18 protein-coding genes are annotated in these 14,520 nt (G+C 36.8%); 17 read left to right on the top strand and 1 reads right to left on the bottom strand.

Annotated features, from left to right (window positions below):
* Positions 1-179: 179 nt before the first annotated feature.
* Both splB and MLOOGBEN_RS04600 read left to right on the top strand, forming a co-directional pair.
* Positions 180-1,205, top strand: a complete 1,026-nt coding sequence (splB, locus tag MLOOGBEN_RS04605) for a spore photoproduct lyase (protein WP_179157091.1) — start codon at positions 180-182, stop codon at positions 1,203-1,205.
* A gap of 89 nt (positions 1,206-1,294) precedes the next feature.
* On the top strand, positions 1,295-2,179 hold the full coding sequence (locus MLOOGBEN_RS04600; protein WP_179157090.1) for a patatin-like phospholipase family protein: 885 nt from the start codon (positions 1,295-1,297) through the stop codon (positions 2,177-2,179).
* A 26-nt stretch (positions 2,180-2,205) separates the two neighbouring features.
* Here MLOOGBEN_RS04600 and MLOOGBEN_RS04595 read toward each other — a convergent pair whose 3' ends face one another.
* On the bottom strand, positions 2,206-2,598 hold the full coding sequence (locus MLOOGBEN_RS04595; RefSeq protein WP_368737757.1) for an SA1362 family protein: 393 nt from the start codon (positions 2,596-2,598) through the stop codon (positions 2,206-2,208).
* A 327-nt stretch (positions 2,599-2,925) separates the two neighbouring features.
* On the opposite strand from MLOOGBEN_RS04595, the gene MLOOGBEN_RS04590 reads away from it, so the two are divergent.
* The 15 genes from MLOOGBEN_RS04590 (at position 2,926) to MLOOGBEN_RS04515 (ending at position 14,518) form a co-directional block, all read left to right on the top strand.
* Complete coding sequence (locus MLOOGBEN_RS04590; protein WP_179157088.1) at positions 2,926-3,423, top strand: YqhR family membrane protein; 498 nt, start codon at positions 2,926-2,928, stop codon at positions 3,421-3,423.
* A 102-nt stretch (positions 3,424-3,525) separates the two neighbouring features.
* Positions 3,526-4,587, top strand: a complete 1,062-nt coding sequence (gene pepQ / locus MLOOGBEN_RS04585) for a Xaa-Pro dipeptidase (protein WP_179157087.1) — start codon at positions 3,526-3,528, stop codon at positions 4,585-4,587.
* 20 nt (positions 4,588-4,607) lie between these two features.
* Positions 4,608-5,168 carry an elongation factor P gene (efp, locus tag MLOOGBEN_RS04580; protein WP_179157086.1) on the top strand — a complete coding sequence of 187 codons (561 nt, stop codon included), beginning with the start codon at positions 4,608-4,610 and terminating at the stop codon, positions 5,166-5,168.
* 192 nt (positions 5,169-5,360) lie between these two features.
* Positions 5,361-5,810, top strand: coding sequence for a PCYCGC motif-containing (lipo)protein (locus MLOOGBEN_RS29570; RefSeq protein ID WP_306430722.1), 450 nt, complete (start codon positions 5,361-5,363; stop codon positions 5,808-5,810).
* A gap of 10 nt (positions 5,811-5,820) precedes the next feature.
* The gene (locus tag MLOOGBEN_RS04565; protein WP_179157084.1) at positions 5,821-6,474 is read left to right on the top strand and encodes a c-type cytochrome; all 654 of its coding nucleotides are present in this window, start codon (positions 5,821-5,823) and stop codon (positions 6,472-6,474) included.
* Between the two features lie 309 nt (positions 6,475-6,783).
* The gene (locus tag MLOOGBEN_RS04560) at positions 6,784-7,848 is read left to right on the top strand and encodes a hypothetical protein (protein WP_179157083.1); all 1,065 of its coding nucleotides are present in this window, start codon (positions 6,784-6,786) and stop codon (positions 7,846-7,848) included.
* A gap of 14 nt (positions 7,849-7,862) precedes the next feature.
* On the top strand, positions 7,863-8,327 hold the full coding sequence (locus tag MLOOGBEN_RS04555) for a cytochrome c maturation protein CcmE (RefSeq protein WP_179157082.1): 465 nt from the start codon (positions 7,863-7,865) through the stop codon (positions 8,325-8,327).
* A 15-nt stretch (positions 8,328-8,342) separates the two neighbouring features.
* Complete coding sequence (locus MLOOGBEN_RS04550; RefSeq protein ID WP_179157081.1) at positions 8,343-10,325, top strand: heme lyase CcmF/NrfE family subunit; 1,983 nt, start codon at positions 8,343-8,345, stop codon at positions 10,323-10,325.
* Position 10,326: 1 nt separating this feature from the next.
* Positions 10,327-10,830, top strand: coding sequence for a cytochrome c-type biogenesis protein CcmH (locus MLOOGBEN_RS04545; RefSeq protein WP_179157080.1), 504 nt, complete (start codon positions 10,327-10,329; stop codon positions 10,828-10,830).
* A 12-nt stretch (positions 10,831-10,842) separates the two neighbouring features.
* Positions 10,843-11,220, top strand: coding sequence for a hypothetical protein (locus tag MLOOGBEN_RS04540; RefSeq protein ID WP_179157079.1), 378 nt, complete (start codon positions 10,843-10,845; stop codon positions 11,218-11,220).
* The gene (locus tag MLOOGBEN_RS04535; protein ID WP_179157078.1) at positions 11,217-12,212 is read left to right on the top strand and encodes a hypothetical protein; all 996 of its coding nucleotides are present in this window, start codon (positions 11,217-11,219) and stop codon (positions 12,210-12,212) included. Before MLOOGBEN_RS04540 ends, MLOOGBEN_RS04535 begins: the two co-directional genes overlap by 4 nt.
* Before the next feature lie 23 nt (positions 12,213-12,235).
* The gene (locus MLOOGBEN_RS04530; protein WP_179157077.1) at positions 12,236-12,940 is read left to right on the top strand and encodes an ABC transporter ATP-binding protein; all 705 of its coding nucleotides are present in this window, start codon (positions 12,236-12,238) and stop codon (positions 12,938-12,940) included.
* Positions 12,940-13,614, top strand: a complete 675-nt coding sequence (locus tag MLOOGBEN_RS04525; RefSeq protein ID WP_218781028.1) for a heme exporter protein CcmB — start codon at positions 12,940-12,942, stop codon at positions 13,612-13,614. Before MLOOGBEN_RS04530 ends, MLOOGBEN_RS04525 begins: the two co-directional genes overlap by 1 nt.
* Before the next feature lie 3 nt (positions 13,615-13,617).
* The gene (locus MLOOGBEN_RS04520; protein ID WP_179157076.1) at positions 13,618-14,379 is read left to right on the top strand and encodes a cytochrome c biogenesis protein; all 762 of its coding nucleotides are present in this window, start codon (positions 13,618-13,620) and stop codon (positions 14,377-14,379) included.
* A 13-nt stretch (positions 14,380-14,392) separates the two neighbouring features.
* Complete coding sequence (locus MLOOGBEN_RS04515; RefSeq protein ID WP_095247147.1) at positions 14,393-14,518, top strand: CcmD family protein; 126 nt, start codon at positions 14,393-14,395, stop codon at positions 14,516-14,518.
* The last annotated feature ends 2 nt before the right edge of the window (positions 14,519-14,520 follow it).

The following is a 14,520-nucleotide window of genomic DNA, read 5'->3' as shown; positions in this document are numbered from 1 at the left end:
CTAATTAATGAAACCAACTAAAAGATAGGTAAAGTATAGAGAATTTTTATGTTGATGATATGAAGAAAGAGAGTAGTATAGTGAACAATTTGTAGACAAAATATATCCAAATTTTGAACCATGTTAAAAATTATTAAAAGACCATACTATAAAAAAATAGTTGGAAAAGAGGATGGAATTTGGAACCTTTTATGCCGCAATTAGTTTATTTTGAACCAAGGGCCCTAGAATACCCTCTTGGAAGAGAATTAAAAGAGAAATTTGAAAAATTGAATCTTGAAATTCGTGAGACGACCTCTCATAATCAAATTCGTGATTTGCCGGGTGATAATGAAAATCAAAAATACCGAAATGCAAAATCAACCCTTGTGGTCGGAATCAGAAAGACATTGAAATTTGATACTTCTAAGCCTTCAGCAGAATTTGCTATACCTTTAGCCACTGGCTGCATGGGGCATTGCCATTATTGCTATTTACAAACAACTCTTGGCAGCAAACCATATATTAGAACCTATGTAAATCTAGAGGATATCTTTGAACAAGCTCAAAAATACATGGATGAGCGTAAGCCTGAGATAACCCGATTTGAAGCCGCTTGTACCTCGGACATTGTTGGAATAGATCATTTAACACATTCATTAAAGAAGACGATTGAATTCATTGGACAATCAGAATTTGGGCTGCTCCGCTTTGTAACGAAATTTCATCATGTAGACCATCTTCTAGATGCCAATCATAATGGAAAAACAAGGTTTCGTTTTAGTGTGAATTCGCGGTATGTGATAAAGAATTTTGAACCAGGTACATCTTCCTTTGAAGATCGGTTGTCAGCAGCAAGGAAGGTAGCAAAGGCAAATTACCCATTAGGGTTTATTATCGCCCCCATATATTTGCATGAAGATTGGAAGGAAGGCTATCGTGAATTGTTTGAGAGGTTAAGTGACGAGCTTTCAGGCATAGAAATACCAGATTTAACGTTTGAACTCATTCAACATCGCTTTACAAAACCGGCAAAGAATGTAATTGCAAAGAGGTACCCGAAAACCAAACTAGAAATGGATGAAGAAAAGCGTAAATATAAATGGGGCCGCTATGGAATTGGAAAATACGTCTATCCAACAGAAGAGGCCAATGAATTGGAAACCACCATTCGCCAATATATTAATGAATATTTTCCAAATGCAGTTGTTGAATATTTTACATGAATAAATTATTTTTTTACTTGTACACCGTACTATTTCATGAACCTCCAGCTTAAAGATGTAACAATGAGTTACCTTTAGGAGTGGCTGCCATGAAAATAGACGGTGTTTTTTCTGGAGGAGGAATAAAAGGATTTGCCCTTATTGGGGCTATTCAAGAAATTGAGAAAAGAGGTTTTCAATTCGAAAGAGTTGCAGGGACCAGCGCTGGGTCGATTGTGGCCGCATTAATTGCAGCAGGCTATGGAAGTAGTGAGATAGAACAACTTCTTGATGAATTGGATTTAACAAAATTTCTCGATGCCCGAAAAATGATTATTCCGTTTCCACTTGCTAAATGGCTTTTTGTTTATTGGAGGTTAGGCTTGTATAAAGGGAATGAATTAGAAAAATGGATTGAAGAAAAATTAGCAGCTAGGGGAGTAAAAACTTTTTCAGATTTACCGCCACAAAATTTAAGAATCATTGCATCAGACCTTTCTAATGGCAGGTTGATGGTTCTTCCAGATGATTTGGCTAAATATGGGATTCCTCCTGAGTCATTTTCAATTGCAAAAGCAGTAAGAATGAGCTGCAGTATTCCATATTTTTTCGAACCGGTGAAATTGAAATCGATGGATGGAGTAAATGTGATCGTTGATGGCGGGGTATTAAGCAACTTTCCAATGTGGCTTTTCGACCGTGAAAATATCCAAAAGGTGAGGCCGGTAATCGGAATTAAATTAAGTGCAGATGAATACGAACATGAAAAACATAAGATTAAAAATGCTATTCAATTGTTTGCTGCTCTGTTTGAAACGATGAAAGATGCACATGATTCACGTTATATATCAAAAAAACATGCAAAAAACATTATTTTTATTCCCTCGGAGGGGGGAATGTCTATCGAGTTCCATATAACAGATGAAAAGAAACAGGAATTGTTTAAGATAGGCAGAGAGGCTGCTATAAAGTTCTTTAAATCTTGGTGTTACTAAGAAAGGATATAAAAAAAATCGAGCGCTTATAAGGACGCTCGATTTTTCTTTTTGCCTTTTTTACCATCGATAACTGTTAAGTGAACAGGGGATTTCTTTTTAGTCATTTTGCTTCTCTTTAAAGAAGTTAGTGATCCAAAAGATGTACCTTTTGCAGGCTGTTCGCCGCCTTTAGTCAGTAAACGTTTTTTCGACTTCTTAGCTGCTTTGATAAAGGCCTGCTGCTCTTTATTCCTAGGATTTGACCTGCGAATTAGTCTGAAAACAAAATAAATGGCTAAACCAACCAATGCGAACACTACGATATTCTTAAGGAAACCAATAGGGTCACTTGTAAATGCTGCAATAATGCCAATTATTCCTAAAACAATAACACTACCAACCAAAGGAACGGAAATCCGATTTTTCAAGAAAGCCACCTCCCTAACAGCATCATAATCATTTTCTTAATTTTTTAAACTCAAAAATAATAATGTTTTCAATATTTTATTCAGCATGAAGCTGTAATATAAACACTACTCGACTAGTTCTTTCGTATTGCATTCAAAAAATAAGATTGTAGGTTATAAAAAATTGTATTTACTTATATTTAATTCTACTCCATATATGAAAAAACCTCTAGGATGACATAATATTTCCAATTAAAAAATTTATTCTATGCAAGTGATTGACAAGGGAAGGGCATAATAGGGTTGAATTCATTTCGATAAGAAATTAAATTTACAACCTTAAAGGAGGTATTTAATATGACTAAAATTCCTGAAAAGTCAAAATATCCAAAACCAATGTCTTTTGTTACTGTTGTATTTTGGACGGGTTTGTTTGGAGGTCTATTTTGGGGGACGATTGGTTTTTTTGCATATTACTTCAATTTCACTGAAATTCGACCTAATATCATACTAGGTCCATGGGCGTTAGGGGATTGGAAAAATGAATGGCTAGGAACGATCATATCAATTATTTTACTTGGGATTTTATCGGTTGGTGCAGCCTTTATTTATTCTATTGCACTAAAAAAATTCAACGGTATTTGGTTGGGCTTAGGGTATGGTATTGTACTATTCTTAATCGTGTACCTGGTGTTGAATCCCATTTTTTCAGACATGAAGCCATTTTTAGACTTAAGTCGTAATACGGTAATTACCTCAATTTGTTTATATTTGGTTTATGGATTATTTATTGGTTATTCCATTAACTATGAGTATGAAATCAATCATATGGAAGAAAATGAGACAGCCTCTTAACGCTTTATTAGTCTTTATGGACTGAGATGTGTTAAAATATTTTTGATATTATGGAATTATGCAATATTTGCTGCTGGATTACATACGGGAGAGTGGGAGAAAATGGGAAATATAGATAAATTAAGATCAAGTTTTTCTACATATGGAATTGATGGTTTTTTAATTACAAGTCAATTTAACCGTCGCTATATGACAAACTTCACTGGTTCGGCTGGGGTAGTTCTTATTAGTGCTGATAAAGCACAATTTATTACGGACTTCCGTTATGTTGAACAAGCATCCAACCAATGCGAAGGATATGAAATTGTTAAAATGACCGGCACGCTTGTTGATGAGGTTGCAAAGCAAGCCAAAAAACTCGGTATAAAAAAACTTGGGTTTGAAGAGGACCATTTAACATTTGCTACATATAAAGCTTATGAAAAAGAAGTTGAAGCAGAACTTATCCCTGTTTCAGGGGTTATTGAAAAGTTACGCTTGATTAAGACTGACTCAGAGATTAAGATATTAAAGGTGGCAGCGGATATTGCTGACGCTGCGTTTAAGCATATATTGGATTTTATTCGTCCAGGGAAAACGGAGCTTGAAGTATCCAATGAATTAGAGTTCTTTATGAGAAAAGCAGGAGCAGCATCTTCTTCTTTCGATATTATTGTTGCGTCAGGGTATCGTTCAGCACTTCCACATGGAGTTGCAAGTGACAAAGTCATTGAAACAGGAGACTTTGTAACCTTAGACTTTGGTGCCTATTATAATGGTTATGTATCTGATATTACAAGAACAATATCAGTGGGAGAACCTGAGGCTAAGCTGAAGGAGATATACGACATTGTCCTAGAAGCGCAGCTTAGAGGAATGGCTGGAATAAAGCCTGGCATGACAGGTAAAGAATCAGATGCACTTACAAGGGATTACATAACAGAAAAGGGTTATGGAGAATACTTCGGCCATTCAACCGGTCACGGTATTGGTCTCGAAGTCCATGAAGGTCCAACGCTTTCAATGCGTTCAGATATGGTTCTAGAACCAGGCATGATTGTTACGGTTGAACCAGGTATCTACATACCAGGCCTTGGCGGTGTTCGGATTGAGGATGATACTTTCATCACGAAAGACCATAACGAAGCTTTTACACATTCCACAAAAGAACTTATTATTTTGTAATAGACATAGGAGGATAAAACATGAGTATTTCTGTTAATGATTTTAAAACCGGGCTAACCATTGAAGTGGATGGCGGCCTATGGCGCGTACTTGATTTCCAACATGTAAAACCTGGTAAAGGTGCCGCATTTGTTCGTTCTAAGCTTCGTAACCTTCGTAATGGTGCGATTCAAGAAAAAACATTCCGTGCCGGTGAGAAGGTAGAAAAGGCCCAAATTGATAATCGTAAGATGCAGTATCTATATGCAAGTGGCGATCAGCATATTTTTATGGATATGGAATCGTACGAACAAGTTGAATTGCCAGCAAACAATATCGAATATGAATTAAAGTTTTTAAAAGAGAACATGGAAGTCCACATCATGATGTTTAACTATGAAACACTCGGTGTAGAACTGCCAAATACTGTTGTGCTAGAAGTTACTGAAACAGAGCCAGGCATAAAAGGTGATACATCTTCAGGTGGAACCAAGTCTGCAACTCTTGAAACAGGACTTACAGTACAAGTTCCTTTCTTTGTCAATCAAGGTGATAAATTAATTATCAACACAACAGAAGCATCCTATGTTTCGCGTGCATAAAAAATAAGTCCCAAAAAACTAAGGCCGCTATACAAGGCCTTAGTTTTTTGTTTATTTCATGCTGAAAAGTTTATTACTTTTCCTATTGTGAAAACTTCACTAAATAGTAATAATTAGTTTCCATTCAAGTGATTAGTTTTTGTTAAAATTAAGTAGAATTACAAACATATAAACAAAAGGGGTGACACAGCAATGAAAAAAATTCTCTCTCTCTTGTTTCTCTGTGCGGCTATCGGTCTACTAGTAGCAGCCTGCGGTAACTCCAAAGAGACAAATGTGACTTTAGATAAAAAACATTTACCATTACCAGATTATGTTTTAAACTCATCTGATTTGATTCAGGAAACGTATGCTATGGTATCGAACTACCCAGAAGTAGTAGCAGGTGTACCTTGTTATTGCGGCTGTTATGCACAAGACGGGCATGAAAGTAATCTGGATTGCTATATTGATTCATTTGGAGAAGATAATGCCGTTACCGGCTGGGATTCAATGAGTATATCCTGAGACGTCTGTATAGATATCGCCCGGGAGGCGGTAGAAATGCATTTAGACGGTAAAAGCCCTAAGAAAATATATGATTTAATCACTACTAAGTATCAAGATTTTGGGGAGCCTACTCCGACGCCAGAACCTAAGTAAGGGATAACCTATGAAAAAAATACTATATGGCCTTTACATCATTATCTTTATAGGGATTATTATTTGTATCGTTAATAGTGATATTTTTAGCAGCAAGGATGCAGAAGCAATTGCTGCAGGTGAAAAGGTTTATAACAAGCAGTGCCTGATATGCCATGGTGAAAATGGCAAAGGTGAAGGTAAAAATGCTGGCACCGCCATTAATAATCAACAGTATTTAAATACAGTTAGTGACGAAGACATTTTCAATAGTGTTAAATTTGGCAGAGAAGGTACAGGAATGCCTAGCTATGGACCAAGACTTTCAGAGGTTGAATTAAATAATGTTGTTGCTTATATAAGGAATTGGCAGTCTGAAGAAATAGATTTTGAGGTTCCTAAAACGTTTGCAGGTAATATTGTTAATGGTGAAAAACTTTATAATTTATATTGCATTAACTGTCATGGCGAGGCAGGCAGCGGTAAATTAAAGATGGGAACAGCTCTATCAAATCCACAATTCTTGAAATTTACTTCGGATAAGCAAATTTGGATTGGTACAGCATATGGCCGTGATGATACCAGAATGGCAGCATCATTAAAGGGCTCGGACGGAGTAAGACAGCTTGAGAAAGAAGAAATTACGGATATTGTAACGTATATCCGTTCATTAGAAGCAAAATAACGAAAACCCTGGATCTTCGGATTCAGGGTTTTTTAGTATGCAATTTAATTAACAAAACGTTCATTTTCAAGCCAATTAGTTAAATAGTTTTGGGTTTATAGTACTAGTTGAGATAAAAAAATAGGGGGGTTTTTATGGCAGAAAGATAAATGTGAACATTCTGTGGGCATTTTTTGACAAAAACGTAACGTTTATACCCCTTTTACAAAATGTTCATAAGTGAATCAACTATACACAGATGATTAATATTATATTTATTTCAAAGAGGGCTATAGTGAAAAATAGCTTAGGAGCTCAAGGAGGATTAACATGCTTAAAAAAAAGTTGTTGGCTTTATTTGTAATTACTTCATTTTTATCAAGTTTTATCATTTCAAACGCTAAGGCCGAAACAACCTTTCAGCCAGAGAAGTTTCCCTATACGGAAATGCAAATTCAGGTAATGCCAGAGTTTGATTATCCAGAAGGTTGGGCAAAAGATACCCCATCTTTACTAGTGGGACAATATGGAACTTTTACAAACAAAAGCGGACAAGATTTTGATGGGAAAGTTGAATTAGCTGTTCCAGCTAGTGAAAAAGGATTCCAAGCATACCTAGTTGCTGAATTTCCAGAAGACAACAAGCCCGAAGTACAACGGCCATTTGATGTGAATAAAGAAAAGAGAACTATTTCTTGGAAACCTTCAAAAGCAATAAAGAATAATGAATCATATAGATTCGTTGTCGAGTATTATACGAGCGCAGTAGATGTAAAAGATAAGAGAAGCTTTACATACGAATATAGTAACCCAACAGAGATTGGAACATTAGACGTAATCTTCTATGCTCCAATGGAAGCAAAAGAGATCACACTAGAACCGAAGGCACCAAATATTACGAAAAGTGAATATGGTGAAGAGTTATTCTACTACCAATACAAAGATGTAAAAATAGGAGAAAGCTATGAATATTCATTTTCTTATCAAAAAGATGGTTTCAAATCTACTTTAGATGCTATTAATGAGAAACAACCTCCTAATGATGAAAACCATACTAGTGTTAATGGTACAGCAACAGATCAAATTTCTGGCGGATCAGGTGGATCAACTGAATCAGGTGGAAATCGACCGCTAATTGGCATTGGTGGTGCTGTCGTTATTGGAATCGCCATTATCATAGCCGGTGTGTTTGTTTACTTGGGGTTAAAAGGAAAATCATATTCTGCACCTAAAGCATCTAGTTCTAAAGCAGCGATCCAACACCCGAAAAAGCAACTAGGTAAAAAAGAAACGAAGTCAATTAGTGTTGACGATAAAAAGGAATTACGTAAAAAGCTTTTAGCGGGAAAGATTGATCAGGAAACGTACGATGAAGAAATGAAAAAATTAATTTAATGGGGTGAATGGGTGTGAAAAAGAACACAATCGTTATGCTGGGTGGTTTTATTATCGCAGGGGCAATCGTTTTCTTACTTATGGCAGCTACACCAGGATCAAGCGGCATCGAATTAACAATGAAAGATCTTTTGGCTAACCAAGAAAAACATAAAGATGATTTTGTAACGGTAGAAGGACTATTAATCGAAGAATCTATTAAATGGAACCCAGATAAAATCGAATTGAAGTTTGATTTAGAAGATAACGAGGGAAACCTAATGCATGTTATCCATAACGGCACAAGGCCAGATAACTTCTCTGAGGGTGTTATTGTTATTCTCCAAGGCGCACCTACTAAGAAAAATACATTTGTCGCTGAAACAGTTAAAACAAGATGCCCTTCTAAATATGAGGGTGAAGATGTTGAAAACTATGATCCTGAAGCACATAAAAAATTATTAGATCAGCCACCAACAGAACCAGAAAGTGCAAAATAATAAGAAGGTGACGATATGTACTTATTTGCTAATGCAACAATTTATATAGGCTTAGCGCTAGCAATCTATTCACTCCTCATCATCACGCTGGGGATTAGCACTAAGAATCAAAAATTAATTAATAGCGGTAAGGGTGGAGTAATCGCTATCCTAGTCTGCGCCTCTATGGCAATGCTTTCCTTATTTTATTTGCTAGCTACATCCCAATTTCAATATGAATATGTTAGTGATTACACCAGCAGTGAACTTCCAATTATTTATAAACTTACAGCACTATGGGCGGGGAATTCAGGCTCATTGCTATTATGGACTTTCTTCCTAGTTCTTTACACTGTAATGATTGCCTTCTCACGCAAAATGAGAGGAAATCCGATGGTTCCGTATATTTCCGCCATTCTATTAGGAAATATCGTATTTTTCTTTTTAATCCTTGGATTTGTTGCTAAACCATTTATACTGTTGGATCAAGTTCCAATCGAAGGTCATGGCTTAAACCCAATGCTGCAAAACCCGGGAATGATTATCCATCCTGTTACACTTTACCTTGGTTATGTAGGACTTGCTATTCCGTTTGCCTTTGCAATGGCAGCACTGTTATTGAAAAACGTGGATGACTTCTGGATTAAAATGACTAGACGCTGGACAATTATAGCTTGGTTGTTTTTAAGTCTAGGTAATATTTTTGGCGGCCAGTGGGCTTATGTCGAGCTAGGCTGGGGCGGTTACTGGGCATGGGATCCAGTTGAAAATGCATCCTTTATGCCATGGTTAACGGCAACTGCGTTCTTGCACTCCGTTATGATTCAAGAACGAAAAAACATGTTAAAGATTTGGAACATAAGCTTAATCATTACTTCTTATGCATTAACATTGTTTGGAACATTCCTTGTTCGAAGTGGTGTTCTTACATCGGTTCACGCATTTGCTAACTCAAATCTAGGATTATACTTCTTAATCTTTATGGGTGTAATGGTTATAGGGGCATTGTATGTCTTAATGAGCCGTTACAACCTGCTTAAACGCAGTGCCGGTGAGTTCAATTCCTATATTTCTAAAGAAAGCAGTTTCTTAATTAATAACTTATTGTTAGTGGGAGCGGCGTTTGGGGTATTCTGGGGAACAGTATTCCCATTAGTATCAGAAGCTGTACGAGGTACAAAGGTTACAGTAGGGATGCCATTCTTTAATACCGTTCAAGCTCCTATTCTATTATCTATGATGTTTGTAATGGCGGTATGTCCATTGCTGGCATGGCAAAGGTCATCATTAAAAAACTTAAAGAAAAACTTCTTGATTCCAGCAATTCTTGCTGTTGCAGCAATGGCTTTAATGGTTGTACTAGGAATACAAAAAGCCTGGGCAGTAATCGGCTTTGGAGTTATCGTTCTTCTCTTAATTACTCACTTCCTTGAGTTTTATCGTGGAGTTAAAGCAAGAAGGAAAATGACAAGTGAAAAATTTTATCTTTCACTTTATCGCTTGATGACCAAAAACCGCAGGCGCTATGGTGGTTATATTGTCCACATCGGTATTGCGTTTATCGCGATGGGTATTATCGGATCGCAAAACTATGATGTACAAACTATGAAAACAGTAAACTTAGGGGATTCCATTGAAGTGAAGGATTACCGTATTAATTACGAGCGTCTTGATCAAAAAAAGGAAGGTATAAATGATATCGTTTACGCGGAAATGACGGTTTTCAAAAACGGTAAACGAATTGGAAATATCCAGCCTGAAAAAGTTTTCTATGGCAACTGGGATCAGCCATCATCAGAAGTTGGACTAATCACATCCTTAAAAGAGGATTTATACGTTGTATTAAGTGATTGGGAAGATGATGGAAAAGCAACCTTTATTGTGAAAGTTAATCCAATGATTGCATGGCTATGGATTGGATCCTTTATGATTGTTATCGGCTCGCTGTTTGCCGTGTGGAATGGAAAATATCAAAATATTACTCCAAGATACACAGGAGTACGCAAAGAGGTGTCTTAATGTGAAAAATAAAATTTATATTGGACTCCTTCTAATTGCCTTTATTTTTCAGGCTACAACCTTTCAAGCAGGAGCAAAAGAGTTCGACTACAAATCGAAGGAATTCGAAGCAGCTGCGTCTCAATTCATGTGCACCTGCGGCTGTGGTCAAGACCATTTTGAATGCGATCCTAAGACTTGTAATCTCACAATTGGTTTTAAGGAAGACATCGTTGAAATGATGAATAAGGGCTGGGATAAAGACAAAATTCGTGAATACTACGTCAATATTTACGGTGAAGAAATTTTAACAGCCCCAGAAAAAAGCGGGTTTAGTTTAGTTGCTTGGATAATGCCTTTTGCAGCGTTAGCCATTGCGGGGGCAGCGATATTCTTCATCATTCGTAAATGGGTGAAGAAAAAAGGAACGGATGAATTAACCCTAGACAACGAAAAGGTAAAGGATGAGGTGGAAGAAGAAATCCTCTCGTCTATGATTGAAGAAGAACGCAAAAAGTATCTTTAGGATGTGAACATAATGCAAGAAATCTCGATCATTTCAATGGTATTTACAGCAGCCCTTGTGCTCATTTGTTTATTTCTCGTTCTTGCACCCTTCTTTTCTTGGAATTCGTATTTAAGTTTTGCGAATATGGGTCAGGATTCTGCTTCCAATAAAGAAGTGCTTTTATCCACACTGAATGAACTAGAGTTTGAATACAAGATGGATAAAATTTCACACGCAGATTACAAAAATCTTAAGAAGCAATATGAATCCCAAGTAGTCAGCATTATGAAGGAAGAAGAAGAGCAAATAACATCTCAATCCGTTGACAAGGATTTAATGGCTGAAATAGAAAGTGAAATTGAAGCGACAATGAAGAGTCATAAAAATAATAAGGGGGGAGGAAAGTGATTAAGAAAGTCACCGTTTTCCTCCTCGGACTGCTGCTGCTGATTCCATTAAATGGAATGGCAGCAGGGGAATCAGCGATATCCGTTGATATGCATTACCTAGTCGTCAGCCCTGCAGAAGATGGTTCAACTAATATGATGAATATGGTGAACTATACCAATACTTCATCAGAGGAAGTTAAAGGTGACGGCAAGGGTGAAGCAGTACTGAATGTCACTATTCCGACAGGAGCAACTGGATTTACCTTTTTAGATAACAAAATTGCTCAAAAACAGGTTGATACAGGATTCATTACAACAGATCCTATCCCAGCCAATCAGACCGTTGTTTTGCCATACAGCTACAGAATCGCAAAGGGCGAGGAAATTAACCTGAACTTCGACTATCCTGTTCAGATGATGCAAATTCTTGTTCCTGAGGGAATGGGTAGTATTGAATTTAAGAACATTACTGCTACCAATCAAGGGCTATTCAAGATGGATGATCAAAATTATCAGGGATACAGTGTTGAAGGCATCCAAGCAAAACAAGCCTTTACAATGATTTATAACAAAGATAAACAGCCATCAGCAAGTGCAGCTCAAGGTACTACAGAACAAGGTGTAAGTGAAACTAGTGGAAATGTAACAAAAACAGCACCCGCCTTCCATAATCCTGGTCATCTTCGCATGTGGTCACAATCTCCGCTGCGCAGTTGGGACCCACATGTGTTCTTAATTGTAATGGCTGCCATTATTATCGCAGTGTTGTCCTATTTTGCTTACTTTAGAATGAAAGCAAGAGCAGAAGAGAAGAGACTTGGTGCTGACAAAGAAGAAAATGCATTTAAGAATTTAATGGCAAAGCAAAAGGCGATTATGGATAAAATCCTTGAATTAGAAGAAAATTTCGATGATGGAAATATGTCAGAAGAGGATTATCAAGCCAAACTTTCTGCATATAAGCAGCATTTAGTACAAGTTAAGATGAATTTACGCCAATTTGTAGAGTAACGTCGGAATGCGAGGGATACTTGATGATTGAAATAAAGAAGCTTACAAAGCAAGCCGACAATAAGTTAATTCTTCGAGGTGTTGACCTATCAATCAAACAAGGTGAAACAGTTGCTATTCTTGGTCCAAATGGAGCGGGAAAGAGTACACTTTTAAAAGTGCTGGCAACATTAATAAAGCCTTCATCAGGCCTTGTAAAGATTAACGGATTGGATCTTAAAAAGGATCATATAGAAGTGAAAAAACTGTTTGGATACTTACCGCATTCCAGCTTGCTGTACGATCATTACACACCGCTAGAAAATTTACTGTTTTTCGGTGAGTTATATGGTGTCAAGGACGTTGAAAATAGAGCAAGACAATTGGTAAAAGAAGTAGGCTTGTCATTCTTCATTAATGAACCAGTAAAGAATTTCTCCCGTGGGATGATCCAAAGAATTGCAATAGCAAGGGCCATTATCCATGATCCGAAAATCATGCTTCTTGACGAACCGCATACTGGATTGGACCAAGGTGCGATTACGATTCTAAATCATGTTGTTCTTTCCATGAAAGAAAAGGGATGTACGACATTAATGGTTACTCACGATTTCAAACAAGCAGCTGAAATCTGTGATCGAATTATTATTGTGAAGAACGGAAAGATAGCTGATGATTTTAGCATTAATAATAAATCATTAGGCTTAGTTTCTGAAAAATACCAGGCATTAGTGGAGGGAGTATCGTAATGTTTAGAGCAGCCCTCACAATTGCCAAAAAAGATATCTATTCTGAACTCAGAACAAAACAAGTTTTGGGTACGATGATTATTTTTGCTGGGTTAGTCATCTTAGTCCTAAGCTTTGCTTTTGATCCAGCAAACAATACGACAAAAGCAGTGATTCCAGGTGCTGTTTGGATCATCATTGTATTTTCGGGAATTTTAGGCCTTAATCGCTCGTTAATATCTGAGCAGCGAAATGATACAATGCATGGTTTATTAGTTGCACCAATGGAAGCCTCTAGTATTTATTTAGGCAAATTCATGGCAAACTTCTCGATGATTTTAATAGTAGAAATTGTCGCGGTTCCCTTCCTATTTCTACTATTTGATTTTAAAGTAAATGGCAGTATTTTATATTTTATTTTAGTGTTGTTTGTTGGGAGCTTTGGATTCATTGCAATTGGAACTTTCTTGGCCGCATTAGCTTCCAATTCTAAGAGCAGTGAGATGTTATTACCGCTTTTGCTCTTCCCAATGACAAGCCCGGTATTAATTGGTGTTACCCAAGCAACAAAAATTATTCTTACTAATATGGAGAAATTACCAAGTGCTATTGCTTGGCTGCAATTGGTCGCAGCCTATGATGTAATTTTCTTTGTACTATGCTTTTTACTAATTGAGTACGTTCTGGAGGTTTAATAGATGAGTATGAATCTTGAAAGAGAAAAGGCGCCTCTTCCTATAACAGATTTGGCACCGATAAAAAGTTCGCTGGTTACCAAAATATTATATGGTGGAATGGTAGCTACGATGTTGGCGGCATTCTACTTTATTTTCCTTTATGCAGAAATAGAAAAGACAATGGGAGCCGTACAAAAGATATTTTATATGCATGTTCCATCAGCATGGGTAGCTTTTTTAGCTTTCTTTGTAACATTTGTCTTTAGTATTCTATTTTTAATAAAACGCAAACGGATTTATGATACATACGCCTATGTATCTGCTGAAATTGGTGTTGTATTTACAATCATTGTTCTAACGACAGGACCTATATGGGCAAAGTCTTCATGGAATACATGGTGGGCTTGGGAACCACGCCTAACCACAACACTAATCCTATTCTTCCTTTTTGTAGCATACTTGATGGTTCGTCAGATGGATGGAGTTTGGGATAAAAAAGCTAGATTAGCTGCAGTATTTGGAATTATCGGATTTGCTGATGTTCCAATCGTATTCTTTGCGATTCGCTGGTGGCAATCTAAATTCCACCCAATCGTATTCGGAGATGGTCCATCACAACAAGGCGGCGGAATAGCACCAAGTATGCTCGTTGCTTTATTAGTTACGATTACTGCTTTTACTTTCCTTTATGCCTACCTTCTTCATAAGGGTGTTTCTTTTGAAAATATGAAAATTAAAGTTGACCAGTACAAAGAAAAATTACGTGAGAAATTAGAAAACTAGGAGGAATTTTATTATGGAATTCATGTATGGAGCCTATTCAGTTGTTTGGTTAGTTATTTTTGGTTATATGCTTCTTATTGGAAAGCGTCATAGCAGCCTGAAAAAAGATATTGAGTTTTTAAAACAACTAGATAAATAAGG

This window comes from Bacillus sp. EB106-08-02-XG196, from assembly GCF_013396335.1.
Taxonomy (GTDB): Bacteria; Bacillota; Bacilli; order Bacillales; family Cytobacillaceae; genus Neobacillus.
This window is presented reverse-complemented; position numbering and strand designations above follow the sequence as displayed.

What these genes read in the sequence shown, in the direction of transcription:
- MLOOGBEN_RS04600 (WP_179157090.1), top strand. Translation starts at nt 1,295, where the DNA reads ATGAAAATAGACGGTGTTTTTTCTGGAGGAGGAATAAAAGGATTTGCC.
- MLOOGBEN_RS04590 (WP_179157088.1), top strand. Translation starts at nt 2,926, where the DNA reads ATGACTAAAATTCCTGAAAAGTCAAAATATCCAAAACCAATGTCTTTT.
- pepQ (WP_179157087.1), top strand. Translation starts at nt 3,526, where the DNA reads ATGGGAAATATAGATAAATTAAGATCAAGTTTTTCTACATATGGAATT.
- efp (WP_179157086.1), top strand. Translation starts at nt 4,608, where the DNA reads ATGAGTATTTCTGTTAATGATTTTAAAACCGGGCTAACCATTGAAGTG.
- MLOOGBEN_RS04565 (WP_179157084.1), top strand. Translation starts at nt 5,821, where the DNA reads ATGAAAAAAATACTATATGGCCTTTACATCATTATCTTTATAGGGATT.
- MLOOGBEN_RS04560 (WP_179157083.1), top strand. Translation starts at nt 6,784, where the DNA reads ATGCTTAAAAAAAAGTTGTTGGCTTTATTTGTAATTACTTCATTTTTA.
- MLOOGBEN_RS04550 (WP_179157081.1), top strand. Translation starts at nt 8,343, where the DNA reads ATGTACTTATTTGCTAATGCAACAATTTATATAGGCTTAGCGCTAGCA.
- MLOOGBEN_RS04540 (WP_179157079.1), top strand. Translation starts at nt 10,843, where the DNA reads ATGCAAGAAATCTCGATCATTTCAATGGTATTTACAGCAGCCCTTGTG.
- MLOOGBEN_RS04530 (WP_179157077.1), top strand. Translation starts at nt 12,236, where the DNA reads ATGATTGAAATAAAGAAGCTTACAAAGCAAGCCGACAATAAGTTAATT.
- MLOOGBEN_RS04525 (WP_218781028.1), top strand. Translation starts at nt 12,940, where the DNA reads ATGTTTAGAGCAGCCCTCACAATTGCCAAAAAAGATATCTATTCTGAA.
- MLOOGBEN_RS04520 (WP_179157076.1), top strand. Translation starts at nt 13,618, where the DNA reads ATGAGTATGAATCTTGAAAGAGAAAAGGCGCCTCTTCCTATAACAGAT.
- MLOOGBEN_RS04515 (WP_095247147.1), top strand. Translation starts at nt 14,393, where the DNA reads ATGGAATTCATGTATGGAGCCTATTCAGTTGTTTGGTTAGTTATTTTT.